Raw genomic sequence first — 25,133 nt, 5'->3', positions numbered from 1 at the left:
GGCGGCTCAGCCGCGGCGGCGCCGGGCAGCGAGCAGGAGAGCGCCACCGGCCGCGAGCAGGAGCGCCGCCGCGGCCGCGAGCGCCCCGGCGTCCGCGCCCGTCACACCGAGCGCCGCACGGGCGCCGCCGGCCGCCGGGGACGCGCCGCCCGACCCACCCGGGTCCGCGCCGGGCGCCGTGGCCCCCGGCGCCGTCGCACCGGGCGTCGTCCCGCCGCCCGGCGCCGCCACCCGCAGCGTCACCGCGTCGGTCGCCACCGTGGCCGCCGCGTTCGCGACCACCAGCCGGATCATCAGCCCGTCGTCGGCAGCGACCGGCGTGTAGCTGACGGTGTGCCGCACCGTGCCGGAGGTCGGGGCGGCCGCGACCCGGAGCGCGAGGGCGCGCGGTGCGCCGACGCCCGCCTGGGACACCTGCGCCCCGTCGGGCAGGTCGCCCCAGGTCCGTCCGCCGTCGCGCGACGACTGCCAGGTGGCGGTCCCCGCGTCCGCGTCGACCACCCAGGACAGCGTGACCGGCCGGCCGGCGACGACCGGGAGGACGCCGTCGGCGCCCACGCCGCCGGGCTCGGACACCACCTCCGGGGCCGTCACGACGGTGAGGAGGGCCGGTGCGCTGGTGGCGGTCGCGGGCCCGGCGACCAGCGTCGACGCGGCGACCGCCCGGACGAGGGTGCCGTCGTCCGCCGCCGTGACCGGGAGCTCCAGCACGGGGCCGGTCGCGCCCGGGACCGGGAGCCACGCGGTGCCGTCCGCCGACCGCTCCCACGTGACCGTGGGCGCCGGGGAGCCGCTCGCGGCGACCTCGAACCGCGCGGTGCCCCCGTCCGGCACCGTGACGTCGGCAGGATCGCCCACCTCGGGCGGGGTGAGGACGCGCAGCACCGCGATCCCGCTGGCGACGTCGGCCGCCGCGGCGTTGGTCGCGAGCGCCCGGTACGACGACCCGTCGGCCTCCGCGGTGGCCGGCACGGTCAGGGTCCCGGACGTGCCGCCCGCGACGTCGGTCCACGCGCCGCCCGGGGCGCGGACCTGCCACCGGAGCGCGGGCGTCGGCGAGCCGGACGCGGCGACCGTGAAGGTGGCGGTGCCGCCCGCGTCCGCGGTCGCGTCGGCCGGCTGCGCCGTGAAGGTCGGCGCGGTGTGCACCGTCAGCGTGGCCGCCGCGCTCGGCACCTCGCCCGCCGCGCCCGTGGCCACGGCCCGGACGAGCAGGCCCTGGTCGCGCGGGTCGGCCGTGCGCTCGTAGACGGGGCCCGTCGCGCCGGGGACGTCGGTCCAGCCGCCGCCGTCGTCGGTCTGCCAGCGCACGGCCGGCGCGGGCTCGCCGGCCGCCTCGACCTCGAACCGGGCCAGGTCGCCCGCGACCACCGTGGCGTCGGCGGGGTCGCTGACCTCGGGACCCCACAGGACGGTCAGCGTGGCGGCGGCGGACACGACCGAGCCGGCGGCGCTGGTGGCCACGGCGCGGTAGCGGGTCCCCTGCGCGGCGCGCTCCGCCGGGACGACGAGCGTCGGGGAGCCGGCGCCCGGGACGGCCACCCACCCGGAGCCGCCCGGGGCGAGGACGTCCCAGCGCACCGTGGGCGCCGGGGTCCCCGAGACCGCGACGGTGAAGGTCGCGTCGGCGCCCTCGGGCACCGCCTGGTCCTGCGGGTCGGCCGTGACGACCGGGGCCGCGTGCAGGGTGATCGTGGCGGCGGCGCTCGCGACCTCGCCGACCGCGCCCGTCAGCACCGCCCGGACCCGCAGCCCCGCGTCGCCGGAGCCCAGCACGCGGTCGTAGGTCGGGCCGGTCGCGCCCGCGACGTCGGTCCAGACGTCCTGGCCGGCGGGCGCCGTCTGCCAGCGGACCGCGGGCGCGGGCGACCCGGCCGCGCCGACCGCGAACCGCGCCGTGGTCCCGGGCAGCCCGGCGGCGTCGGCCGGCGGGTCGGTGACCTCGGGTCCCCAGGTGACGGCGAGCGTGGCCGGGGCGCTGGTCGCCGTCCCGGCCGCGTTGCCCGCGACCACCCGGTACCGGGAGCCGTCGTCCGCGCGGGTGGCGTCCACCGCCAGCACGGTCCCGGTCCCGCCGGGCACGTCGACCCAGGACGAGGAGCCGGGGGCGGCGCGCTGCCACCGGACGGCCGGCGCCGGCGACCCGGCGACGGTCGTGGCGAAGGTGGCCTGCGTGCCCTCGAGCACGGTGGCGTCCGTCGGCGCGGAGACCGTGGGCGGCACGGGCTGCTCGAGGGTCGCCGTGGCGGTGCTCTGGTCGACGGTGGCCCGGACCGCGAGCGTGGCCCCGGCACCCCGGGTGAACCGCGCCGTTGCCGTGCCGTCCGCGGCGAGCGCCGGGTCGGCCTGGACCCCGGCCGCGTCGTCGACCGGGTCGAACGCCCAGGCCACGGCCCGGTCCGCGAGCGCGCCCAGCAGCGCGGCGGGCGCCGGCGCGCCGTCGGCGAGCGCCACCCGGGCGGTCGCGGTGACGGCGTCGCCGGTGACCGGCCGGTCCGGGGCCGCGTCCAGCGCGAGCGCGGCCCGCGGGGCCGTGGTGGTGACGCCCAGCGCACCGCACGCCGCGTCGGTCGCGCCGGCGGCGCAGCCCCACCAGCTCGCCGTGGCCGGCACCGGGCCCACCACGGACGCGGGGCGCGCGGCGCCGGTGACGCCGTCGGTGTTGCCCACCAGGACCGAGGACGCGACCGAGCCCGCCGCGAGCCAGAGCGCGCCGCCGTCGGCGTCCCCGCCGGACCCGGTGACGACGTTGCCCTCGACCCGGGACCCCGCGACCGCGGTGCTGCCCGTCGCCAGCACCGCCGCGCCGCGCGCCGCCGCGACGGACGCGGAGGTCACGGTGTTGCCGGTGAAGGTCGAGCCCTGCACGGTCAGCGCGGCGCCGTCGACGTACAGGGCGCCGCCGCCGAGCACGCCGGACCCGCTCCCGCCGGTCACCGTGTTGCCGTCGAACGTCGACCCGGTGACGACGACCGTGTCGGCGTCGTCGACGCCGAGCACCGCGATCGCACCGCCGGGCGCCCCGTCGGCCGTGTTCCCGCGGAACGTGCAGCCGTCGATCGTCAGCGCGCCGCCGGACATCTGCACCGCACCGCCGGGAGCCGTGGCGTCGCCCGCGCCGGCGGCGTTCGCGCTGCCGGTCACGACGCAGTCGCGCAGGGTGAGCGCGTCGGGCCGGTCGGGGTCGCCGGTGCCGGCGAGGACCGCGCCGCCGCCCCCGACCACCGCCGCGTCGGCCGCGCTCGGCACACCCCCGCGCAGCTCGACCTTCTCGACGGTGACGTCCACGCCGCCGACCAGGCCGGGGTCGAGGTCGAGGATCCGCCGGCCCGAGGCCGTGACGGTCCAGGTGCCGGGGGACGAGACCACGAGCGTCGCCGGCGCGGTGGGCGCGAAGGTCAGCGGTCCCGCGGCGAGGACGACGTCCGTGCCCGCCGGGACGGTCACGACCGCGTCCGTCTCGCCGGCGGCGCGGCAGAGCGCCTCGCGCAGCGTGGTGCCCGCGGAGCCGTCGTCGCACCCCGCGGTGAGCGCGGCGTCGGCGGCCGACGTCACCGCGATCGCCACCGGCTCGGCGGCGAGGGCCGCGGGCGCGCCGAGCGCCGGGACGCCGGGTGCGACGGTGCCGGCGCCGGCCGCGACGGCGGCGAGCACGAGGGTCGCCAGGGCGCGCCGGAGGGCGGGTCGCGGGGGGTGCACGCCGGAAGACTAGGTGTTTCACCCGAGCGGCGGACCCGTCGTCCGGGTGAACCCTCGTAGGCTCACCCCGCTCGTCGTCCCCGCTCGCCGCCCCCGCAAGGTCCAGGAGTCCCCGTGCCCACCCGCCGCACCGTGCTAGTGGCCGCCACCGCGGCCGCCGGCGTCGCCGCCGTGGGTGGCTCGGTGCTCGCGACGCGGCGCCCGACCATCCCGCTGACCCTCGCGGCGCTCCGGCCCCTCGTGGGCGACCGGTTCGAGGTCGACGGCCGCACCGTGACGCTCGCGGCCGTGACCGGGCGGGGTGGCGCCCCGGCCACCGAGACGGCCTTCGCGCTGCGGTTCACCGGGGCCGGCGACCTGCCCGGTGCCACGCGGTCGTTCGCGCACGCGGACGGCGACCTGGTCCTGCACGTCGAGCCGGTCGGGCCCGAGCGCAGCACGCTCGAGGCCGTCGTCGGCCGGACGGCCTGAGGCGAGGAGGACGACGTGGACCCGTACCTCGGCGACATCCGGCTGTTCGCGGGCACCTTCGCGCCCGAGGGCTGGGCCGCCTGCGACGGCCAGGTCCTCCGGATCAGCGAGAACGAGGCCCTGTTCACGCTGCTGGGCACCCGGTACGGCGGCGACGGGACCTCGACGTTCGCGCTCCCCGACCTGCGCGGGCGGTGGGCCGTGGGCCGCCGCGGCGCGAACCTCGGCGAGACCGGCGGCGCGGAGACGGTCGCGCTCACCGTGCCGCAGCTCCCGGCGCACACGCACGCCCTGCACGCCTCCGCCGCGGCAGCCACCCGCACCTCGCCGGGTGTGTGGGCCGCCGCCGCCGGCCCGGCGTACCTGCCCGGCGAACCCGGTGCGGGCGGTCAGACGATGGCCGGCGACGCCCTGGCGCCGAGCGGGTTCGGCGTCCCCCACGAGAACCTCCCGCCGTTCCTCGGGATGATCCACATCATCGCGACCGTCGGCATCTACCCGACCCGAGACTGACGGCAGGACATGGACCCCTACCTCGGCGAGATCCGCCTGTTCGCGACCGACTTCGTGCCGCGCGGCTGGCTGCCCTGCGAGGGCCAGACCGTGGCGATCAACCAGAACGCGGCGCTGTACTCGATCCTGGGCACGCAGTACGGCGGCGACGGCGTGTCGACCTTCCAGCTGCCGGACCTGCGGGACCGCTCCGCGGTGGGTGCCGGCGCGGAGGTCGCCGTGGGCCAGGCCGGTGGCACCGCGAGCACCGTCCTGACCGCGGCGCAGATCCCGCAGCACGCGCACCAGGTCCTCGGGTCGGCGGCGCCCGCCGACGCGGCGGAGCCGGCCGGCGCGCGCTGGGCGGCGACGGCCGAGCCGCAGTACGGCTCGGCCGCCCAGGTCGTCATGGCGCCGGGGACCGTGCAGGCCGCCGGGGGGTCCCAGCCGCACGAGAACCGGCCCCCGTACCTCGCGCTGACCTACGGCATCGCCGTCCAGGGCATCTTCCCCAGCCGGGGCGACGACGGCGGGCCCGCGTCCACAGCCCTCGTGGGCGAGGTGCGGCTGTTCGCGGGGAACTTCGTCCCGAGCGGCTGGGCGGCGTGCACCGGGCAGCTCCTGCCCCTCACGCAGAACACCACGCTGTTCGCCCTGCTCGGCACGACGTTCGGGGGCGACGGGCGCACCACGTTCGCCCTGCCGGACCTCCGCGACCGCACCCCGGTCCACGTCGGCCAGGGCAACCCCGGCCGGCGGGACACCGCGATCGGCGAGCCGGGCGGGGCCTCGCAGGTCGCGCTCGGCCCCGAGCACCTCCCGGCACACACCCACGCCGTCCGCGGGACCGGCGCACGCGGCACCACGGGGAACCCGTCCGGGGCCTCCTGGGCGGTCGCCCAGCAGGGGCGCGCGCGGCGCGATCAGTACACGACGGCCGGACCGACCGTGGGGATCGGCACGACCGGCCCGGCCGGCGGCTCCCAGCCGCACACGAACCGCTCGCCCTACCTCGGCGTCACGGCGATGATCGCGCTGAGCGGCGTGTTCCCGGCCCGTCCCTGAGCGACGCGGGCCGTCGACGCGCCACGACCGCCGCGACCCCGGAGGTCGTCCGCCCCGCGCCGTCCGACGCGCCCACCGCCCTGGCGACCCGCGCCCGGGAACCTCGCCACAATGGCCCCGCACCCCCGCGCGCCGCGTGATCGCGCGGATCCGCGGCGCCGGGACGCCGCCGTCCGGGCCGTCGCCGCAGGCCACGCGCGTGGAGTTGACATCCCGACCGACCGGTCGTAATTTCTCCCGTACCTACCAAGCGGTAGGTAGTGGTGACGCCGGCAGCGTCGGCGCCACGACGTCTCAACGTGGAGCCGTCCGACTCCCATGACGCCGAAGAAGGTACGCATGGACGCCCAGGCCACCGTCGCCGCCGAGGGCACCCCCTCGACGCGGGACGACATCGCCCCCGACACGGGAGCCCCGTTCACGCGGGCCCGCACCCTGCGCTTCGGTGCCGGGTTCTTCGCGTACGGCCTGCTCTGGATCGTCGGCCTGCAGATCGTCGCGGCCGTCCTGCTCCCGCAGCGCCTGCGCGACATCGGCGTCGACTCCCCCGAGACCCTCCTCGGCTCCATCAGCGCGATCACCGCGATCGTCTCGCTGGTGTCCAACCTGGTGTTCGGCAACCTGTCGGACCGCACCCGCAGCCGGTTCGGCCGCCGCACCCCGTGGATCCTCGCGGGCGGCATCATCGGCGGCGCCTCGCTGTTCGCGATCGGCGTCCTCACCAGCCCCGGGCTGATCACGCTGTCCTACTGCATCAGCATGGTCGGCCTGAACATGATGCTGGCGCCCGCCGTCGCGGTCCTCGCCGACCGCGTGCCCGGCAAGGTCCGCGGCACCATGTCCGCGTTCTACGGCGGCGGCCTCGCCGGCGGTGCGCCGATCGGCTCGCTGGTCGGCGCCGCGTTCATCACGCACTCGCTGCCGGGCTTCGTCCTCGGCGGTGCCCTGATGGCCGTCTCGGCCGTCATCGCGCTGGTGGTCTGGCCGCGGGAGCGGTCCGCCGTGGACCTGCCCCCGGCCGCCGCCGGCCTCGGCGAGCTGCTCAAGTCGTTCCGGCCGCCGCGCAAGGCGCCCGACTTCTACCTGGCCTTCGCGGGCCGCCTGTTCATGCTGGTCTCGTACCAGATGATCATGGCGTACCAGCTCTACATCGTGCAGGACCACGTCGGGCAGACCACCGCGGAGTCCGCCGCCACCATCGCCACGATGGCCGTCATCACGCTGGTCGTGTCCCTGGTCGGCTCCGTCGCCGCGGGCCCGATCTCCGACCTGATCGGCCGCCGCAAGCTCCCGGTGGTGCTGTCGAGCGTGCTGTTCGCCGTCGGCATCGCGATGCCGTGGATCTGGCCGACCCCCGCCGGCATGTTCCTGTTCGCCGGCATCGCCGGCCTGGGCTACGGCGTCTACACCTCCGTCGACCAGGCGCTGAACGTCGACGTCCTCCCGAACGAGGAGGAGGCGGGCAAGGACCTCGGCATCCTCAACCTCTCGACCACCGCCGGCCAGACCGTCGGCCCGCTCATCACCTCGGCGCTGGTCGTCGCGACCGGCGGGTACGGGCTGGTGTTCCCGGTGTCGATCGTCGCGGCGCTGCTCGGCGCGTTCTTCATCACGCGCATCCGGTCGGTCCGCTGACCTGACCCCCCGCGGCCGCGTGCCGCACGCCCGCCACGAGGCCCCGGGTCGGACACCACGTCCGGCCCGGGGCCCTCGTCGTGCGGTCCCGCGCTCACCCCGCCCCGCCGCCCTCGGCCAGCCGCGCCAGCGCGCCCAGGTCCGCGAGGTCCACCGCGCGCGGCGGGTAGCCCGTGTGGAACGCGACCTGCTGCGCGACGGACAGGCACCCGACCTCCCGGCCGCCGACGACCCCGGTCACGAGGCACCCCACCGGGTAGTCGAACGTCCCGCCGCCGAGGTCCGCCTGCGTCCCGCGCCCTGCCGCGTCGAACGCCACCGGGTGCAGGTCCACCCACCGCGCGCCCGGGGCCGCGAGCTCGACGCGCACCGGCCGCCAGTCGGTCTCCACGACGTAGCCGAGCAGGGCCAGCGCCCCGAGGGCGGCCGCCTCGCCCGCCGCGTCGACCGCCAGGTCGAGGTCGCGGTGCGGCCGGGTCTGCCGCCCGACGAGCGCGTCGACGCCCCAGCCGCCCGCCACCCACGCGCGGCACCCCGCGGCGTCGAGCGCGTCCAGGACGCGGTGCACCTCGGCCGGGTCCACCGGCGCCACCTCCCTCGGGTCCGCCGTCGACCCCCACTGTGCCAGCGCCGCGCGGGCCACGCCGTACACCCCCCGGACACCTCCGTCGGCCACACTGGCCCGCGACGGCCGGGCACGCGCCGCGACGACGGCACCCCGGGAGGGCGGCATGAGCGGCAGCACCGGCCTCGTCCGGCGCCTGGGCCTCGGCGACGCGGTGGTGATCGGTCTGGGCTCGATGGTCGGCGCCGGGGTGTTCGCCGCCTTCGCGCCCGCCGCGCAGGCCGCCGGCTCCGCGCTGCTGGTCGGCCTCGCGCTCGCCGCCGCGGTGGCCTACGCCAACGCGACGTCCTCCGCGCAGCTCGCGGCGCAGTACCCGGCGTCGGGCGGCACGTACGTCTACGGGCGCGCGCGCCTGGGCCCCTGGTGGGGGTTCCTCGCGGGCTGGTGCTTCGTCGTCGGCAAGACCGCGAGCTGCGCGGCGATGGCGCTGACGTTCGCGGCGTACGCCGTGCCCCCGGGCTGGCAGCGCCCGGTCGCGGCCGGCGCCGTCGTGGCCCTCACCGCCGTCAACCTCCGCGGCATCACCCGGACGGCGCGGCTGACCCGGGTCGTCGTGGCTGTGGCCCTCGGCGCGCTGGTGACCGTCGTGCTCGCCGGGCTCGCGGCCGGCGACCCGTCGTGGGCCCGGGTCGCGGTGGGTGCCGACCCGACGTGGTCCGGCGTCCTCGGGTCGGCGGGTCTGCTGTTCTTCGCGTTCGCGGGGTACGCGCGGATCGCCACGATGGGCGAGGAGGTCCGCGACCCGTCCCGGACGATCCCGCGCGCGATCCAGCTCGCCCTCGGCCTCGCCGTCCTCGTGTACGCCGCGGTCGCGGTGACGCTGCTGACGGTGCTCGGCCCGGACGCGCTGGCGGCGAGCGCCGCCCCGCTGGCCGACGCCGCGGCGGCGACCGGCTGGTCCTGGGTCGGCCCGGTGGTTCGGGTGGGCGCGGTCGCCGCCTCGCTGGGCGCGCTGCTCGCCCTGGTCGCCGGGGTCAGCCGCACCACCCTGGCGATGGCCCGGGAGGGCGACCTGCCCCGGCCCCTCGCCGCGGTGCACGAGCGGTACCGGGTGCCGCACCGCGCGGAGGTCGCGCTCGCCGTCGTGGTGGTCGCCCTGGTGCTCACCGTCGACCTGCGCGGGGCCATCGGCTTCTCGTCGTTCGGGGTGCTGCTGTACTACCTCGTCGCGAACGTCGCCGCGCTGACCCAGGACGGCGCGCACCGGCGGTTCCCGCGCGCGCTGCAGGTCCTGGGCGCGGTCGGGTGCGTCGCGCTCGCCGCGACGCTGCCGCCCGCGTCGGTCGCCGGCGGGGTCGCCGTCGTCGCGGCCGGGGTCGTGTGGCGCGCCGTCGCCCGGACCCGCGCCCGACGTGTGGGTGGCCCGGCGTAGCGTGCCGCGCACCGGCGCGCCGACCGGCGGCCCCGACGAGGGAGGCACCATGTCCGACGACGTCGCGCAGGACCGGCAGGACGGCGAGGACGCGCACGGCTGGTGGGGCCCGCCCGTCGCGGGTGACGAGGTCGCCTCGCTGATCGGCTCGCTCGAGCGGCAGCGGGCGACGTTCGCCTGGAAGGTCGGCGGGCTGGACCGCGAGGCGCTGTCCGCGACGCTCGGCCCGTCCGCGATCACGCTCGGCGGGCTCGTGAAGCACCTGGCCTTCGTCGAGGTGTTCCACCTGTGCACCCGCGTGGGCGGGCGGCGGCCGGGCGACCCGTGGGAGGCCGTCGACTGGGACGCTGCCCCCGACTGGCCGTGGACCTCCGCGGCGGCGGACGACCCGGCCTCCCTCTACGACCTGTGGCGGGACGCGGTGCTGCGCGCGCGGGAGTCGCTGGCCGACGCCGTCGCCGACGGCGGCCTGGACCGGCCGATCGCCTGGTCCGACGACCCGGGCGCCCGCCCGAACGTGCGCCGGGTGCTGGTCGACCTGATCGAGGAGTACGCGCGCCACGTCGGGCACGCGGACCTGTACCGCGAGGCGGTCGACGGCCTGGTCGGCGAGGACCCGTCGGAGGCGCCGGCGCTCTACCCGATCCCGGAGCGCGAGCGCCGGGGCTGACCCGGGCGGTCAGCCCAGCGGCGCGGGCTCGCGCGGCGCCATGCCCGCCGCGCGGTACGCGTCGTCCACCAGCCGCATCGCGGCCACGGCCTGCGCGGTCCCCGACACCGGGTCCCCGCCCCGTAGCACGGCGTCCGCGAACGACCGCAGCATCCACACGTACGACGCGGTCGGGTCGACCGGCTCCTCGACGACCCGCCCGTCGGCGCGCTCGACCACGATGCGCCCGCCGTTCTGCGGCCCGTACGGGCTGTGCACCGTGATCGTCCCGGCCGTCCCGACGATGCGCGCCCGGACGCTCTGGTCCTCCGACGCCACCATGCTGGCCCGCACGGTGCCGTCGACCCCGCCCGGCAGGTCCAGGTGCACGACGATCGACGCGTCCACCCCGTCGACCTCCACCGCCTCGGCCGACCGCACCGTGGGGGCGCCCAGCACGTGGGTGAGGAACCGCAGCGGGTACACGCCGAGGTCCATCAGCGCGCCGCCGCCCATCGACTCCTGCCACCGGATGTCCCCGCGGTCGGCGATCTCGACACAGAAGTCGGCCTCCGCGGACGTGACCTCGCCGATCGCGCCCTCCGCGAGCAGCTCGCGCAGCCGCGCCCACGACGGGTGGTGCTGCGAGTGGAACGCCTCCATCACGACCAGCCCGGTCCCCGCGGCGGCGGCCTCGACGTCCTCGGCCTCGGCGGCGTTCGCCGTGAACGGCTTCTCGCAGAGCACGTGCTTGCCGGCGGCGACGGCCCGGAGCACCCAGACCCCGTGCAGCGCGGCCGGGGTCGGCACGTACACCGCGTCGACGTCCGGGTCCGCGAGCAGGGCGTCGTAGTCGTCGAGCACGCGCGGGATGCCCTCGGCGTCCGCCATCTCCTGCGCCCGGGACCGGTCGCGGGCGGCGATGGCCGTCACCTCGACCTCCGGGACGGACGCGGCGGGCACGGCCACCGCGTCGTGCAGGATGCGAGCAGCACCGAGGACCCCGAGACGCACCGTCGACATGCCCCGCACCCTAGCCCGCGGGGGTCGGCTGCGGCGCGCGGTCCGCGGCGCCGACGGCCGCGCCGGCCGCCGCCCGCACCTCCTCCAGCGCCGCGACCGCCGCCGCGAGGGGCGCGTCGATGCCGAGCTCCCGGCGCGCGGCGACCGCGATCTCGATGTCCACCACCGCGGCGTCGGTGTTCCCGAGCGCGGCGTGCGCGCGCCCCCGGGCCAGGTGCGCCGTGGCCACGATCCGCGGCACGCCGAGCGGCGCGGCGAGGCGCAGCGCCTCGGAGGCCACCGCGCGCGCCTCCTCCCACCGCTCCGCCTCGACGAGGACCGAGGCGAGGTAGACGTGCGCGTTGGCCTCGGTGAACGGCGCGACCTGCGCGCGGGGCCGGGTGCGCGGGTCGGCGACCCGGGCGATCGTCGCCCGCACGGTCGCCGCGGCCTCGTCGAGGCGCCCGAGCCGCTGGCGGGCCTTCGCGAGCGACAGCATCGCCTGCGGCGCGCCCTCGTGGTCGCCCGCCGCCAGCATGCAGTCCACCGCCGCGGCGGCGTCCCGCTCGGCGTCCGCGAGGTCGCCCGACTGCGACGCGATCCAGGACCGGTAGCTCAGCGCCCAGCCCTCCTGGGTGGTGTCCCCGCACCGCCGCGCCGCGGCGAGCGCGCGGTCCGCCGCCGCGCGCGCCCGGGCCAGGTCCCCGCGGCAGATCGACTGCGCCCACGCGCGGTAGCCCTCGTGGACCGCGATCAACCGGTCGTCGCCCAGCGCGGTGGCCGCGTCGGCCGACAGGTCGAACACCTCCGCCCAGCGGTCCCACGTCGCCCAGAGGTCGGAGAACCAGTGCAGCGCGTCCGCCACCTCCGCGACCCGCGCGTGCGCGCCGGCGGCCGCCGCACGGCGGAGCGCGGACAGCCAGCTCACCGACTCGGCGCGCAGCCACGCCTGCGCGGCCTCCTGGTCGGGGAGGTCGACGTCGCGCTCCCCCGTGGGCGCGGGGGCCTCGTGGGCGTGGTCCGGCTCGAACCGGTACCCGGCGCGCACGGTCGTCCGGAGCAGCCAGTCGTCGGCGGCCGCGCGCGCCGCGGCGTGCGCGGCCGGCTCCTCCTGGTGCTCGAGCTCGGAGCGGGCGTAGAGCCGCAGCAGGTCGTGCAGCCCGTAGCGGTCGCCGGGCAGGTGCTGCACCAGGCTGAGGTCCACGAGCTCGTCGAGCAGGTCCTCGGTCCGCCAGACGGGCTCGCCCACCAGCGCGGCCGCGAGCCCGGCCCCGGTGGTGGGCGCGTCCACCAGGGCCAGCCGCCGGAACAGCCGCTGCGCGCCGGGGCCGAGCTGCTCGTACGACGAGGTGAAGGCCGCCCGCACCCGCAGGTCGCCCGCGGTCAGCGCGTCGAGGCGCCGCTCGTCGGCGGCCATCCGGCGCACCAGCCCGTCGATCGACCAGCCGGCCCGCGCCGCAAGCCGGTTGCCGGCGATCCGGAGCGCGAGCGGCACGTCGTCGCACAGCCGCGCGAGCCGCGCGAGGTCCTCGGGCGACCCGCGCCCGGGGAGGATCGCGTCGAGCAGGCCGACCGAGTCGCCGGGCGCGAGCCGGCCGAGCACCGCGCGGTGCTGCACGCCGTCGAGGCCCGCGAGCGCCCGCCGGCTGGTGACCAGGACGGCGGACGGCCCGTCGGCCGGGATGAGCGGCCGGACCTGCTCCTCGGACGCGGCGTTGTCGAGGACCAGCAGCACGCGCCGGTCGGTGAGCAGTCCGCGGACGTGCGCGCTCGCCTCGTCAGGGTCGGGCGGCACGGTCCCCGAGGCGAGCGCCTCCGCGACCCGCCGCACGGCGGCGTGCGGCGTGACGGGCTCGTGGTCGACGCCGCGCAGGTCCAGGAAGAGCCGCTCGGGGAAGTCGTCCCGCAGGTCGCGCGCCACCTGGGCGGCGAGGGTCGTCTTGCCGAAGCCGGGCGGCCCGGTCACGACGGCGACCGGGGCCGGGGCGTCCGGGCCGCCGCCCCGCAGCACCCGGCCGAGGCCCGCGCGCTCCCCGGCGCGGCCGGTGAAGTCGGGCACCCGGCGCGGGAGCGGCAGGGCGTGCGGGACCGCCGCCGCGGGACGACGGCGTCCCTCCCGGGCCAGGCGGAGCAGCGCGGCGCGGTCCTCCGGGCTCAGCCGCAGGGCGTCCGCGAGCGCCTCGACCGTCCGGTGCTGCGGGCCGCGGCTGACGCCGCGCTCGATGTCGCCGATCCCCCGGTCGCTCACCCCGGAGGCCGCGGCCAGGTCCTCGATCGTCAGGTCCGCGTCCTGCCGGTGCCGGCGCAGAAGCGCTCCCAGGTCGTCGTCCACCCTCGCCCGCCTCTGCCCCCGGCCGGCGAGCTCCCCGAGTTCTGCCGGACTTCTTCCTGGTCCGCGCGCGGCGCTGCGCGGTGCAATCGTCCCCGGGGGCGGACGCCGCGGGCAAGTGCCCGGGGCAGGTCGGTCCGCAGCCCCGACCGAGGAGGAACCATGCCCTACGTCAGCACGCCCGACGGTGCCGAGATCTTCTACCAGGACTACGGCCAGGGGAAGCCGGTCCTGCTGAGCCACGGCTGGCCGCTGAGCTCCGAGGCCTGGGCCTACGAGCTCAAGGTGCTCGCCGACGCCGGCTACCGCGCGATCGCGCACGACCGCCGCGGCCACGGCCGCTCGTCCCGCACCAGCGGCGGCAACGACATGGACACGTACGCCCGCGACCTCGCGTCGCTCGTCGAGCAGCTCGACCTGACGGACCTCACGGTCATCGGCCACTCCACCGGCGGCGGCGAGGTCGTCCGGTACGCCGCGCAGCACGGCAAGGGCCGCGTCACGAAGGTCGTCACCGCCGGCGCCGTCCCGCCGGTCATGCTGAAGTCCGAGTCGAACCCGGAGGGCACGCCCATCGAGGCGTTCGACGGCATCCGCGAGGGCGTCCTGCGCGACCGCTCGCAGTTCTACCAGGAGCTCTCCGTGCCGTTCTTCGGCGCCAACCGCGAGGGCTCGACGATCAGCCAGGGCCTGCGCGACGACTTCTGGCGGCAGAGCATGCTCGCCGAGCTCCAGGCCGCCTACGACTGCGTGGCGGTGTTCTCCGAGACCGACTTCACCGAGGACCTCAAGGCGCTCGACGTCCCGATCCTCATCGCGCACGGCGACGACGACCAGATCGTCCCGATCGCCGCGGCTGCGTACAAGTCGATCGACCTGGTCAAGCTCGGCACGCTCAAGGTCTACCCGGGCGCCCCGCACGGCATCTCCGGCGCCTACCAGGAGGCCCTGATCAAGGACATCCTGGCGTTCATCGCCGACTGACCCGCAGGCGTCGCCCGGTCCGCGCACCCGCTGTGCGCCGATCGGGCGACGCCCGTCAAGGCGCCGTCACGGCCCGCCGATGGGTGGGTCATGACGACCCGCCCGATCCGCGCGCTCGCCGTCGCCCTCCTCGCGGTCGCGACCCTGTCCGGCTGCTTCCGGTTCGACATGCGCGTGGAGGTCGGCGAGGACGACACCGTCGCCGGCTCGTACGTCGTCGCCGTCGACCGGTCGGTGCTGGAGATGACCGGTCAGGACGTCGACGAGCTGCTCGGCACCGGGGCGGACGGCCCGGGCGGTCTGCTCGGCGAGGACGGCGGGGTCCAGGTCCGCGAGGAGCCGTACGAGGACGAGGACGTCGTCGGCCGCCGGTACGTGTTCGACGCCGTGCCGTTCGCGGTGTTCAACGGCGAGGACATGACCCTCGCGCACGCCGACGGGCGCTACACGCTCGACGGCACGCTGCCCGCGTCGACCGCGGGGTCCGACCTCGGGACGTCCGTCCAGGCCGACATCCGGATCGCATTCACTTTCCCCGGCGACGTCCAGGAGAGCAACGGCCAGGTCGACCCGGACGACCCGCGCACGGTCTCGTGGACCGGCGACGGGACGCAGGACCTCGTGCTGCGGGCCGTCGCGTCGGAGCCCGGCGCCCCGTGGCTCGGGCTCGCGATCGCGGGCGGGGCCGGGGTGCTGCTGGTCGGCGGTGCCGTCGTGCTCGTGGTGCTGCTGGTGCGCCGCCGGCGGTCGCGGTCCGCCGCGGCCCTCGCCGGCCGGTACCCGCCGGGCGGCTCGGGCGGCCCCGCGGCCCCCGGCGTCCCCGCCGCCTGGCCGACCGACGGGGCGCCGCGCACGCCGCTCGCGTGGACCCCGGACCCGGCGCCGGGGGTGCCCCCGGGTGCCGTCCCGCGCCAGCCGCCGCCGGGGCTCCCGCCGTACGGCGGCTGAGCCGCCGGCCGGCCGCGCCCTACGCTGGACCCGTGCGCCCGTTCTCCCAGGTCGACGTCTTCACCGCCGAGCCCTACCGCGGCAACCCCGTCGCGGTCGTGCACGACGCCGACGGCCTCACCGACGCCCAGATGGCCGCGTTCGCCCGGTGGACGAACCTGTCGGAGACGACGTTCCTGCTCCGCCCCACCGACCCGGCCGTGGCGGACTACCGGCTGCGCATCTTCACGCCCGGCGGCGAGCTGCCGTTCGCGGGGCACCCCACGCTGGGGTCGTGCCACGCCTGGCTCGCCGCTGGCGGGCGGCCGGCGCGCGACGACACGATCGTGCAGGAGTGCGGCGTCGGCCCGGTCGTCCTGCGCCGCGGCGCGCGCGGGCTGCAGTTCGCCGCCCCCGAGCCCCGCGAGGACGCCCCCGTCGACACGGCCACCCTGGACCGCCTGCTCGCCGCGCTGGCCCTGCCCGCGGACGCCGTCGTCGACCACCGCCTCCTGGACAACGGCCCGCGGTGGCACGTGCTGCTCCTCGACTCCGCGGACCGCGTCCTGGGCCTGCGCCCGGACTGGGCCGCGATCGAGGGCGTCGACGTCGGCGTGGTCGGGCCGCACCCGGACGGCGGCGAGGCGGCGTTCGAGGTGCGCGGGTTCGCCCCGGGCATGGGGCTCACCGAGGACCCGGTCACCGGGAGCCTCAACGCCTCGATCGGGCAGTGGCTGATCCGCACCGGGCGCGCCCCGCAGCGGTACGTCGCGGCGCAGGGCACCGCGCTCGGGCGCGCGGGCCGGGTCCACGTCGAGCGCGACGCCGACGGCACCGTGTGGGTCGGCGGCGCCACCGTGACGTGCATCGAGGGGAGCGTCCGGGACTGACCGCGGGGCTCGGCGGGGGGCGCCCGGCGGGCCGGCGCCCGGCGCGCGGGCCTGCGGCATCGCTGCTTGGCTGGACGGCATGCGGACCACCACGCGGACCCTGACCGTCGCCGTGTGCGCCCTCGCCCTCGCGGGCTGCACGTCGGCGGACCCGGCCACGCAGGACCCGGGCGGCACGGCGGCGGAGCCGGCGCCGACGACGTCCGGCCCGGCCGCGACCGGCGACCCGACGACACCCGTCGCCACCGACGCCCCGCCGGAGGTCATGCTCCCGGAGACGTCCTGGCAGGGCACCGGCCCCGAGGGCCCGCGCGAGGAGTCGGCCGGCGTCGTGGCGTGGCGGCTGCCGGAGTCGTGCGACGCGGGCACGCCGACGGAGGCGGTCGCGATGCGCACGGTCGCGCAGGGCTCCGGCGAGGCGGAGTCGCCGGTCGGGGTGCACCAGGTGGTGCTCCTCCCGGACGCGGACGCCGCTGTGGCCGAGGTCGACCGGCTGACCGCCGCGCTCGCCGCCTGCACGCGGTACGCCTCCGACAGCGCCACCACCTCCGTGGTCGAGCAGGTCGAGGTCGGCGCGCAGGGCGTCGGTCTCGCGACCGACTACTACGGAGCGTCCGCGGAGGGCTCGATCGACGACGCGGTCGGCAGCTACCTGGCGCTGACCCGGCGCGGACCGGCGATCACGCTCGTCGGGTTCGAGGGCGGCGAGGGCACCATCGCGACGGAGCGCGCGACCGCGACCGGGCTGGCGCAGGAGGCGTGGGGCCTGCTCTGCGCGTACGACGAGGCCGGGTGCTGATCGCGCGCCGAGCGGGGCGGTCGTACCCTCCGACGATGGCCGACATGGTGGAACGCGACGTCCGAGAGCTCCGCACCGCGGGCTCCGAGGTCCCGCTGCCGGGGTCCTGAGCGTGGCCGCCGCTGCCGCCCGCACGAGCGCGGGTCTGCTGCTGCACCGGCCGGCGCCCGGCGGTCCCGAGGTCCTGCTCGGGCACATGGGCGGCCCGTTCTGGGCGCGGAAGCCGCACGGCTGGACCGTCCCCAAGGGCGAGCCGCTGGACGGCGAGGACCCGCACGCCACCGCCCTGCGCGAGTTCGCCGAGGAGGTCGGCGTCCCCGCGCCCGACGGCGAGGACGTCGACCTCGGCGAGGTCCGGCAGCGCGCGGGGAAGGTGGTCCGGGTCTGGGCGCGCGCCGCCACCCTCGACCTCGACGCCCCGCGCGGACCGGTCAGCGAGGTGACGGTCGACTGGCCGCCGCGCAGCGGGCGGACGGTCACGTTCCCGGAGCTCGACGAGCTGCGGTGGCTGCCGGTGCCGGAGGCCCGGGAGCTCGTCGTCACGGCCCAGGCGGAGTTCCTGGACCGGCTGCTGGCGCACCTCGCCGGGCGCTGAGCCAAGGCCCGTCGTGCGGGCGCCGAGTCGTCCACAGGTGTCGTGGTCGTGCGGCGTCCCCAGGCCCGGCTGGTGCGCCGGGGGCGTGTCGGTGGCCGTCGGTAGCGTCGTTCCATGGCATCTGACCTGCAGGAACACCCGGAAGGCGACCCGGTCGCCGCCGTGGTGCTGCCGGTCTACGGGCCCGACGGGACGTGCCTGACCGACTTCGGCCCGGACCCCGTCGTGGCCGCCGGCGGGACACCGAGGACGGGTGAGCAGCGGCAGGTCGAGGCGATCGCGGCGTGCCCGCCGGGGCCAGAGCTCGACGCCTGGCTGCGAGGGTTGGATCTGCACGTGCTGTCCTCGACGGTGCTGGTCGAGGTGATCGCCGCGCAGGACCGGGTCGAGAGTCATCAGCACGCCCGCAAGCTGGCCATGGTCGCCGAGCTCGCCTCCCGGGAGGAGATGAGCCCGGAGTGGTCGCCGCTCGCCGGTGCCCCGCCGACCCAGGCGTGCGTGGCCGGGGACGAGCTGGCGATGCGCCTCGGGTGGCCGCGGGTCACCGCGACGAAGACCGTGCAGCGCGCGTTGGTCCTCGACGGGCTGCTCGGCGCGACCCGGGAGGCGTTGGAGACCGGGCACCTCGACGCGGCCAAGGCCGGGGTGCTGGCGGCGGCGCTGACCGACCTGCCGTTCCAGGTCGCGCACGCCGTCGAGGACGCCGTGCTCCCCGACGCCGACCAGTGCTCGGTCGCTCAACTCCGACAGCGGGTCGAGCGCGAGATCCGGCTCGTGGACCCCGACGGCGCCGCCGACCGGCACGACCGGGCCCGGTGCACCCGAAAGGTCTCCCACCCCCGCCCGCAGCCCGACGGCATGGCCTCGATGTGGCTGGTGCTGGACGCGGCGGACGCGCTGCGGGTCGACGGGGTCCTGACCCATGCCGCCAAGACCGCCAAGGCCCTGGGTGACGACCGCACCTTGGACCAACTCCGCGCCGACGGGCTGCGGGACCTGGTGGTCGGGGACGTGCCTGCATCTGACGGGCCGGCGTTCGAGGTCCACCTGACCCCCGGCGTGCCGGTGCCGCCGCAGCCGAAGCGGTCGTGGAACGGGGCGCTGTTCATGGACCGGGACGGTCTGGTGCTCGCGCGCCCGGTCGAGCCGATCCCGGTCGCCACCCTCACCCCGCTCGGTGACGCGGCCGCGCACCCCGGGCCCGACCTGCGCCACCCCGCCTCCCGGCGCGGAGCACCAGACGGACCGACCGGGACTCAGACCGACACCGGGACCGATATCGAGGCTGACGCCAGGACCGCGATCGAGGTCGAGACCGGGGTCGAGACCGGCACCGAGACCGGGGTCGACACCAGGACCGGCACCGTCCCCACGGCGCCCGGCGCACCGACCGGGGCCGCCGAGCCTGCCATCGTGCCCACCGGGTCCGCGCCCGCGCGTCGCGCCTGCACCCGCTGCGCGGGCCGACCGGGCGCCGAGGTCCGCATCACCATCCCCGCCTCGACCCTGCTCGGCCTGGACGACCAACCCGCCCACCTCGACGGGCACGGACCCATCGACGCGGTCGCCGCCCGCGCTCTCGCCGCCGGCGGGGTCTGGCAGCGGATCGTCACGGACCCGCTCACCGACCGGGTCCTGGACGTCGGCCGCGAACGCTACCGACCACCCACCGCCCTGTCCGAACTCGTCCGCACCCGCGACAAGACCTGCGCCGCACCGGGCTGCACGGTCCCCGCCCGCGGCTGCGACCTCGACCACACCCAGGAGTTCCACCCCCAACCCTGCGCCGACCCCGACGCGCCCCTGGGGCGGACAGACGCGGACAACCTCGGGCCTCTGTGCCGCCGGCACCACCGCCTGAAGACCGACGGAGGGTTCCGGCTGCGCCAGATCAGCCCCGGGCTGTTCGAGTGGATCACCCCGACCGGCCACCGGTACCTCACCCGGCCCGGCACCGGGCAGTCCCACGACGCCACCGCCGACCCGCACGACGAACCGCCCCCGTTCTGAGTCGAACGGGCCGGCTCGGCCGACGGCGTCACGACCGCGTCCGTCGAGCCGACCGCGTGCGCTGAGGCGACGACGTGCCGGGCGCGTCCGCTGAGCCGACGCGCCCGCTCCGAAGTGAGCACTCCTGCCCGGACTCGCGCCCGCCAGGGCGCCCCATCGCCGTCCGGACGCCCGCGGGGCGGCGGGCTCACCGCCCGCGCACAGGGGCGTGTCAGTGGTGGGTCGTACGGTTCGGGGCATGAGCAGGCGGCCGATCGACCACGAGCGACTCCGGGAGATCCACGCGCGGTTCTCGGCGACGCCGCCGCCGCGCACCCTCGCGGAGCAGGACGCCTACGACCAGCTCGAGGCCGAGCTCATCGAGGCGATGGGGCTGACCCGCGACGAGTTCGAGCGGATGTCCGCGACGTACGCCCAGCTGCGCCGCGCCAGCTGACCCCCGGACGCGCACGTCCGGTCACCGGTCGGCGTCCTCCTCGCGGCCGTCCGAGAGCGTGCCGCATCACCAGACCGGCGGCCGCCGGTCCGGCCACCGCAGCCGCTCCTCCAGCTGCGCCGCGAGCGCCAGCAGCACGTGCTCGCCGCCGGGCCGCCCGACGAGCTGGACGCCCATCGGCAGCCCCGCGGGCGCGCCGGCGTCGGGCTCGGTCCAGTGCGTCGGCACCGTGATCGCGGGCAGGCCGCAGACGTTGAGCATCGACGTGTACGGCGTGTACTCGCACTGCTGGGCGAAGTTCCGCTCCGGGTCCTCGGCGTCGTACCAGCCGAGGGGTCGCGGGGTGAGCGCCATCGCGGGCAGCAGCACCGCGTCGTACTCCTCGACCCGCGCGACCATCGTCCGCTCGAAGGCCGCGAGCGCCCCGACCGCCTCGACGAGCTGCCGTGCGGGGACGGCCCGGCCGCGCTCGATCAGCCACTGCGTGAGCGGCTCCAGCAGCGCCAGCCGCTCGGGGTCGTCGATCGGGACGGCGGACGCGCCCGCCATCCACAGGGTCCGGAACGCCGGCGCGTAGGCGGGGTCCGGCTCCCAGGTGCCGGCGTCGACGACGGCGTGGCCGAGCCCGTCGAGGGCGGCGGACCCGGCGTCGAGCGCGGCCCTCGCCTCGGGGCCGAGGACGATGTCGTACGCCCCCTCCCAGGCGCTGAACGTGCTGACGCCGATCCGGAAGGCCGCCCGGCCGTCCGGGGTCCGCCCCTGCTGGGCGGCGTCCAGGTAGGAGCCCCGCGGGCCGGCGGCCGTGCGCAGGGTCCGCGGGTGGTCGACGGTCCCGTCCGCGCGCCGCGGCAGCATGCCCTCGAGCAGCAGCGCGGCGTCCGCGGTCGCGCGGGCGATCGGGCCGTGCACGACCAGGCCGCCCAGCGACTCCACCCCGCCGCCGGCCGGCAGCAGCCCGCGGGTGGTCTTGAGCCCGACGAGCCCGCAGGCCGCCGCCGGGATGCGGACCGACCCGCCGCCGTCGGACCCGGGGGCGACCGGCAGCAGCCCGGCCGCCACCGCGACGGCCGCCCCGCCGCTCGACCCGCCCGACCCGCGCGACGGGTCCCAGGGGTTCCGCGCGGGCGGGCCGACGAGCGTCTCGGTGTACGAGGGGAAGCCGAGCTCGGGCGCCGCGGTCTTGCCGAGCGACACGATGCCGGCGTCGTCGAGGACCCGCGTGATGTCGCTGCTGACCTCGGGCACGTACCGGTACCGCCCGGCGAACGCCCGCGAGCCGAAGCCCGTGGGGACGCCCGCGCGGTCGGTGAGGTCCTTGTCCGCGGTGGGCAGGCCCCAGAGCGGAGCGTCCGGGCCGGGGCGGGCGTCGCGGCGCAGGGCCGCGGCGCGCTCCCGGGCGAGGTCCGGCGTGACCGTCGCGAAGGCACCCAGCCCGGGGTCGCGGTCCGCGATGCGCTCCAGGTAGTGCTCGGCGAGCTGGGTGGGGTCGACCTCGCCGGACCTGAGCAGGTCACGGAGGGCGACGGCGGTCATCTCGTGCAGCGCGGTCACCCGGCCAGCCTAGGCACGCAGCGGCGCGCAGGGCCGCGGCGCGGAGGGCCCGGGGCGCGGGGTCGGGGCCCGGGGCGAGCACCTACGCGGCGGCCCGCAGCACGACCGGGCGCGACCGGGGCGCGACCCGGCCGCGGGAGCATGGCCCCATGCGCACCGACGTCACGCTCGAGGACCGCCTGCCCACCCCGTCGGAGCACCGCCGCCTGGCGGAGGCCGTCGGCTGGGCCCACGCGTTCGACTGGCCGTCCCAGGCCGCGTCGCTGGCCGGCTCGACCCTCGGCGTCGTGGCGGTGACGGCCGACGGCGAGGCGGTCGGCATGGCGCGGGTCGTCGGGGACGGCGTGAAGTACTTCATGGTGCAGGACGTCGTCGTGCTGCCCGACCACCAGGGCCGGGGCATCGGGCGGGCGCTGCTCGCGCGGGTGCTCGACCTGATCGCCCGGCGCGCGCCGGCACCGGCGTTCGTCACGCTGTTCGCGACGGCCGAGGGCAGCGCGCTCTACCGGGCGGCGGGGTTCGAGGTCGGCGACATGACGGGCATGGTCCGGGTGGTCGACCCGCGGTCCTGAGCGCGCCCGCGGCACCCTCGGCGGCTTCCGCACGCTCGGCGCCCTCCGCGCGCCCTCCGCGCGGCCCGGCCCCCTCAGCCGCCCTCCGGCACCAGGCGCAGCGTCACGTCCGCGACCTGCGGACCCACCACGGTCCCGACGATGCGAGGGCCGTGCCGGTCGTACTTCGCGTGGTACGCCGCGTCGACGGCGTCGTGCGCCGCGGGGTCCCCGGCCACGAACCGCACCTCCTTGGTCACGCCGCCCGCCTCGATGCGCCCGCGGCCCGCGGCCTGCGCGCGGCGGAACCAGCCGTTCCCCGGGCCGTACGCCGAGCGCACCACGAGGTCGTCCCCGACCCGCACCACCCAGATGGTCGCGGCGGGGCGCAGCGAGCCGTCCGGCCGGTACGAGGCGAGCCGCAGCTCCTCCGCCCGGCCGACCCGGTCGAGCTCGTCGGCGGTCCAGCCGCTCACCGCGCCCCACCCCCGTCGTACTGCATGTCGGCGACCGGCTCCGCCCAGGTGGTCTCCGAGCCGTCCCGGGCGTCGGTCGTCTCCCACATCGCGAGGTGCTCCATGAAGGCGTCGGGGCCGGCACCGTGCCAGTGCTCCTCGCCCGGCGGGCACCAGACGGTCTGCCCCGGCACGGCCTCGAGCACGCGGCCGTCGCGGGTCCCGACCCGGGCGACGCCCTGCGTCACGCGCAGCGACTGCCCCACCGCGTGGCTGTGCCAGTGCGTGCGCGCACCCGGCGCGAACCGGACGACGTTGACCCGCAGCCGCGACGGGGCGGGCGGCGCGGCGAGGACGTCGAACCAGACGTCCCCGGTGAACAGGGCGGACGGGCCGGCGGTCGTCGGCTCCTGGGTGCGGATCTCCACGCAGGTCTCCTCGGTGCGCTCCGGCGCCGCGCGGACCGCGGCGCACCGTCCCAGCAGACACCCGGGCCGTCGCACCCGGGAGGCCCCGCCGTGACGGGTACTGGCAGGACCTGCCAGCCGCGCCGCGCCGGACGTACCGTCGAGGCATGGACAACCGCGACGAGGTGCGTGACTTCCTGGCGTCCCGCCGGGCGCGGATCACGCCCGCCCAGGCCGGGCTCACCGCCTACGGGTCGAACCGTCGCGTCGCCGGCCTGCGCCGCGAGGAGGTCGCGATGCTGGCCGGGGTGTCCTCCGACTACTACGTGCGCCTGGAGCGCGGGAACCTGTCGGGCGTCTCCGAGTCGGTGCTCGCCGCGATCGCCCGGGCCCTGCAGCTCGACGAGGCGGAGACCCTGCACCTGCACGACCTCGCCCGCGCAGCGGGCCCCCGCACCGCGCGCGCCCGCCGCCGGCCCACGCCGCCGGTGCCGCCGAGCGTCCAGGTGATGCTGGACGCGATGACCGGCGCCCCGGCCGTCGTCCGGAACGACCGGCTCGACATCCTCGCGACCAACGCGCTGGGCCGGGCGCTCTACGCGCCGCTGTTCACCGGTCCGTCGCACGTCGAGGGCCGCCCCGCCAACCACGCGCGGTTCGCCTTCCTGGACCCCGCCGCGCACGACTACTGGGTCGACTGGGAGAAGGCCGCGAAGGACACGGTCGGCATCCTGCGCGGCGTCGCGGGTCGCGATCCCCACGACAAGGCGGTGCACGACCTCGTCGGCGAGCTGTCCACCCGCAGCGAGGAGTTCCGCGAGCGCTGGGCCCGGCACGACGTGCACCTGCACCGCGGCGGCCTCAAGCACATCCAGCACCCGGTCGCCGGCCGGCTGGACCTCATGTACGACACGCTGCCGATCGCGCAGGCGCCCGGGCTGACGATGCTCGTCTACACCGCCGGTCCCGGGACGGCGTCCGCCGACGCCCTGCAGCTGCTCGCGAGCTGGTCCGCGAGCGCGGACGGCGAGGCGGCGCAGCAGCCCGCGCCCGCCACGCCCGCCACGCCCGCGACCCCCACGACCGCCGTCGGCTGACCGCGGCCGCCCCCCGCACCCTCCCCACGCACGACCCCCGCACCCGGCCGACCCGGCCGGGCGTCCCGTCGACCCCCACGGAAGGCACCGCCATGCACACCCGCACGCTCGGACAGGGTCTCGAGGTCTCGGCCGTCGGCCTCGGCGCGATGGGCATGTCCATGTCCTACGGCCCGAACCCCGGCAGCCGCGACGACATGATCGCGGTGCTGCGCGGCGCCGTGGAGCTCGGCGTCACGTTCGTCGACACCGCCGAGGTGTACGGCCCCTACGTCAACGAGGAGCTGGTCGGGGAGGCGCTGGCGCCGCTGCGCGACCGGGTCGTCGTCGCCACCAAGTTCGGCTGGGACATCGCCGACGGGCGGATGGTCGGGCTGAACTCGCGCCCCGAGCAGATCCGCGCGGTCGCCGAGGCGTCGCTGCGCCGGCTCCGGGTCGAGACGATCGACCTCTTCTACCAGCACCGGGTCGACCCGGACGTGCCGGTCGAGGACGTCGCCGGCACGGTCGGCGAGCTCGTGGCCGAGGGCAAGGTGCGGCACCTCGGGCTGTCCGAGGCGGGCGCGGCCACCATCCGGCGCGCGCACGCCGTGCACCCGGTCACCGCCGTGCAGTCGGAGTACTCGCTGTGGACGCGCGACCCCGAGCCCGAGGTGCTGCCGACCTGCGCGGAGCTCGGCATCGGGTTCGTGCCGTTCAGCCCGCTCGGCAAGGGGTTCCTCACCGGCACGGTCGACTCGTCGACGACGTTCGCGGAGGGCGACATCCGGCACCGGGTGCCGCGGTTCACCGCCGAGAACCGGGACGCGAACGAGGCGCTGGTCGCCCGGGTGCGCGCGCTGGCCGAGACCCGCGGGGCGACGCCGGGTCAGGTCGCCCTCGCGTGGCTGCTCGCGCAGCAGCCGTGGATCGTGCCGATCCCGGGGACGCGGCGGCTGTCGCGGGTGCAGGAGAACGCGGACGCGACGACGGTGGCCCTGTCCGCGGACGAGCGGTCGGAGCTCGACGCGCTCGCGGCGACGCTCGGGGTGTCGGGCAACCGGTACGACGACGCGGGCATGGCGATGGTCGGCCGCTGAGCCCGCCGGCGCC

The 25,133-nt window shown here is 77.6% G+C and carries 23 protein-coding genes; 16 read left to right on the top strand and 7 right to left on the bottom strand.

Annotated elements, in window-relative coordinates:
* Positions 1-6 precede the first annotated feature (6 nt).
* A complete protein-coding gene (locus AC3WUG_RS01270; protein ID WP_492325975.1) occupies positions 7-3,699 on the bottom strand; it encodes a hypothetical protein in 3,693 nt (1,230 codons plus the stop codon).
* A 114-nt stretch (positions 3,700-3,813) separates the two neighbouring features.
* On the opposite strand from AC3WUG_RS01270, the gene AC3WUG_RS01265 reads away from it, so the two are divergent.
* The 4 genes from AC3WUG_RS01265 to AC3WUG_RS01250 all read left to right on the top strand — a co-directional run bounded on the left by AC3WUG_RS01265 (position 3,814) and on the right by AC3WUG_RS01250 (position 7,362).
* A complete protein-coding gene (locus AC3WUG_RS01265; protein WP_492325974.1) occupies positions 3,814-4,170 on the top strand; it encodes a DUF6916 family protein in 357 nt (118 codons plus the stop codon).
* Between the two features lie 15 nt (positions 4,171-4,185).
* Entirely contained in the window at positions 4,186-4,683 is a 498-nt protein-coding gene (locus tag AC3WUG_RS01260; RefSeq protein ID WP_492325973.1) for a phage tail protein, read from the top strand.
* Between the two features lie 9 nt (positions 4,684-4,692).
* Positions 4,693-5,727 (top strand): phage tail protein, encoded by a 1,035-nt coding sequence (locus AC3WUG_RS01255; protein ID WP_492325972.1) that lies wholly within the window; start codon positions 4,693-4,695, stop codon positions 5,725-5,727.
* 339 nt (positions 5,728-6,066) lie between these two features.
* Entirely contained in the window at positions 6,067-7,362 is a 1,296-nt protein-coding gene (locus AC3WUG_RS01250) for an MFS transporter (RefSeq protein ID WP_492325971.1), read from the top strand.
* A 94-nt stretch (positions 7,363-7,456) separates the two neighbouring features.
* On the opposite strand, the gene AC3WUG_RS01245 is transcribed toward AC3WUG_RS01250, so the two are convergent.
* Positions 7,457-7,945: a nucleotidyltransferase domain-containing protein gene (locus AC3WUG_RS01245; protein ID WP_492325970.1), complete on the bottom strand. Its 489-nt coding sequence runs from the start codon at positions 7,943-7,945 to the stop codon at positions 7,457-7,459.
* Positions 7,946-8,093: 148 nt separating this feature from the next.
* On the opposite strand from AC3WUG_RS01245, the gene AC3WUG_RS01240 reads away from it, so the two are divergent.
* A complete protein-coding gene (locus tag AC3WUG_RS01240) occupies positions 8,094-9,359 on the top strand; it encodes an APC family permease (RefSeq protein WP_492325969.1) in 1,266 nt (421 codons plus the stop codon).
* Positions 9,360-9,408: 49 nt separating this feature from the next.
* Positions 9,409-10,029 carry a mycothiol transferase gene (locus AC3WUG_RS01235; protein WP_492325968.1) on the top strand — a complete coding sequence of 207 codons (621 nt, stop codon included), beginning with the start codon at positions 9,409-9,411 and terminating at the stop codon, positions 10,027-10,029.
* Positions 10,030-10,038: 9 nt separating this feature from the next.
* Here AC3WUG_RS01235 and AC3WUG_RS01230 read toward each other — a convergent pair whose 3' ends face one another.
* Both AC3WUG_RS01230 and AC3WUG_RS01225 read right to left on the bottom strand, forming a co-directional pair.
* A complete protein-coding gene (locus AC3WUG_RS01230; protein WP_492325967.1) occupies positions 10,039-11,031 on the bottom strand; it encodes a Gfo/Idh/MocA family protein in 993 nt (330 codons plus the stop codon).
* 10 nt (positions 11,032-11,041) lie between these two features.
* On the bottom strand, positions 11,042-13,342 hold the full coding sequence (locus AC3WUG_RS01225; RefSeq protein WP_492325966.1) for an ATP-binding protein: 2,301 nt from the start codon (positions 13,340-13,342) through the stop codon (positions 11,042-11,044).
* A gap of 159 nt (positions 13,343-13,501) precedes the next feature.
* Between AC3WUG_RS01225 and AC3WUG_RS01220 the strand changes: the two genes are divergently transcribed.
* From AC3WUG_RS01220 to AC3WUG_RS01190, 7 genes are all read left to right on the top strand, one after another.
* A complete protein-coding gene (locus AC3WUG_RS01220) occupies positions 13,502-14,323 on the top strand; it encodes an alpha/beta fold hydrolase (RefSeq protein WP_492325965.1) in 822 nt (273 codons plus the stop codon).
* Positions 14,324-14,413: 90 nt separating this feature from the next.
* The gene (locus AC3WUG_RS01215) at positions 14,414-15,271 is read left to right on the top strand and encodes an LppM family (lipo)protein (protein ID WP_492325964.1); all 858 of its coding nucleotides are present in this window, start codon (positions 14,414-14,416) and stop codon (positions 15,269-15,271) included.
* A gap of 32 nt (positions 15,272-15,303) precedes the next feature.
* Positions 15,304-16,140 (top strand): PhzF family phenazine biosynthesis protein, encoded by an 837-nt coding sequence (locus AC3WUG_RS01210; protein ID WP_492325963.1) that lies wholly within the window; start codon positions 15,304-15,306, stop codon positions 16,138-16,140.
* Positions 16,141-16,219: 79 nt separating this feature from the next.
* Positions 16,220-16,939, top strand: coding sequence for a hypothetical protein (locus AC3WUG_RS01205; RefSeq protein ID WP_492325962.1), 720 nt, complete (start codon positions 16,220-16,222; stop codon positions 16,937-16,939).
* 112 nt (positions 16,940-17,051) lie between these two features.
* Entirely contained in the window at positions 17,052-17,534 is a 483-nt protein-coding gene (locus tag AC3WUG_RS01200; RefSeq protein WP_492325961.1) for an NUDIX hydrolase, read from the top strand.
* Positions 17,535-17,648: 114 nt separating this feature from the next.
* Complete coding sequence (locus AC3WUG_RS01195; protein WP_492325960.1) at positions 17,649-19,544, top strand: DUF222 domain-containing protein; 1,896 nt, start codon at positions 17,649-17,651, stop codon at positions 19,542-19,544.
* Positions 19,545-19,782: 238 nt separating this feature from the next.
* Positions 19,783-19,980 carry a hypothetical protein gene (locus AC3WUG_RS01190; protein ID WP_492325959.1) on the top strand — a complete coding sequence of 66 codons (198 nt, stop codon included), beginning with the start codon at positions 19,783-19,785 and terminating at the stop codon, positions 19,978-19,980.
* Positions 19,981-20,046: 66 nt separating this feature from the next.
* Here AC3WUG_RS01190 and AC3WUG_RS01185 read toward each other — a convergent pair whose 3' ends face one another.
* A complete protein-coding gene (locus AC3WUG_RS01185; RefSeq protein ID WP_492325958.1) occupies positions 20,047-21,531 on the bottom strand; it encodes an amidase in 1,485 nt (494 codons plus the stop codon).
* A 149-nt stretch (positions 21,532-21,680) separates the two neighbouring features.
* Here AC3WUG_RS01185 and AC3WUG_RS01180 point away from each other — a divergent pair, with 149 nt between their 5' ends.
* Positions 21,681-22,103 carry a GNAT family N-acetyltransferase gene (locus AC3WUG_RS01180; protein ID WP_492325957.1) on the top strand — a complete coding sequence of 141 codons (423 nt, stop codon included), beginning with the start codon at positions 21,681-21,683 and terminating at the stop codon, positions 22,101-22,103.
* 74 nt (positions 22,104-22,177) lie between these two features.
* On the opposite strand, the gene AC3WUG_RS01175 is transcribed toward AC3WUG_RS01180, so the two are convergent.
* Positions 22,178-22,558: a DUF2255 family protein gene (locus AC3WUG_RS01175; RefSeq protein ID WP_492325956.1), complete on the bottom strand. Its 381-nt coding sequence runs from the start codon at positions 22,556-22,558 to the stop codon at positions 22,178-22,180.
* Complete coding sequence (locus AC3WUG_RS01170) at positions 22,555-22,965, bottom strand: (R)-mandelonitrile lyase (RefSeq protein WP_492325955.1); 411 nt, start codon at positions 22,963-22,965, stop codon at positions 22,555-22,557. Before AC3WUG_RS01170 ends, AC3WUG_RS01175 begins: the two co-directional genes overlap by 4 nt.
* 146 nt (positions 22,966-23,111) lie before the next feature.
* Between AC3WUG_RS01170 and AC3WUG_RS01165 the strand changes: the two genes are divergently transcribed.
* Together AC3WUG_RS01165 and AC3WUG_RS01160 are read left to right on the top strand one after the other, a co-directional pair.
* Positions 23,112-24,041, top strand: coding sequence for a helix-turn-helix transcriptional regulator (locus AC3WUG_RS01165; protein ID WP_492325954.1), 930 nt, complete (start codon positions 23,112-23,114; stop codon positions 24,039-24,041).
* A 92-nt stretch (positions 24,042-24,133) separates the two neighbouring features.
* Entirely contained in the window at positions 24,134-25,120 is a 987-nt protein-coding gene (locus AC3WUG_RS01160; protein ID WP_492325953.1) for an aldo/keto reductase, read from the top strand.
* Positions 25,121-25,133: the final 13 nt, after the last annotated feature.

Source organism: Cellulomonas sp. EB106-03-03-XG116 (genome assembly GCF_058792015.1).
This window is presented reverse-complemented; position numbering and strand designations above follow the sequence as displayed.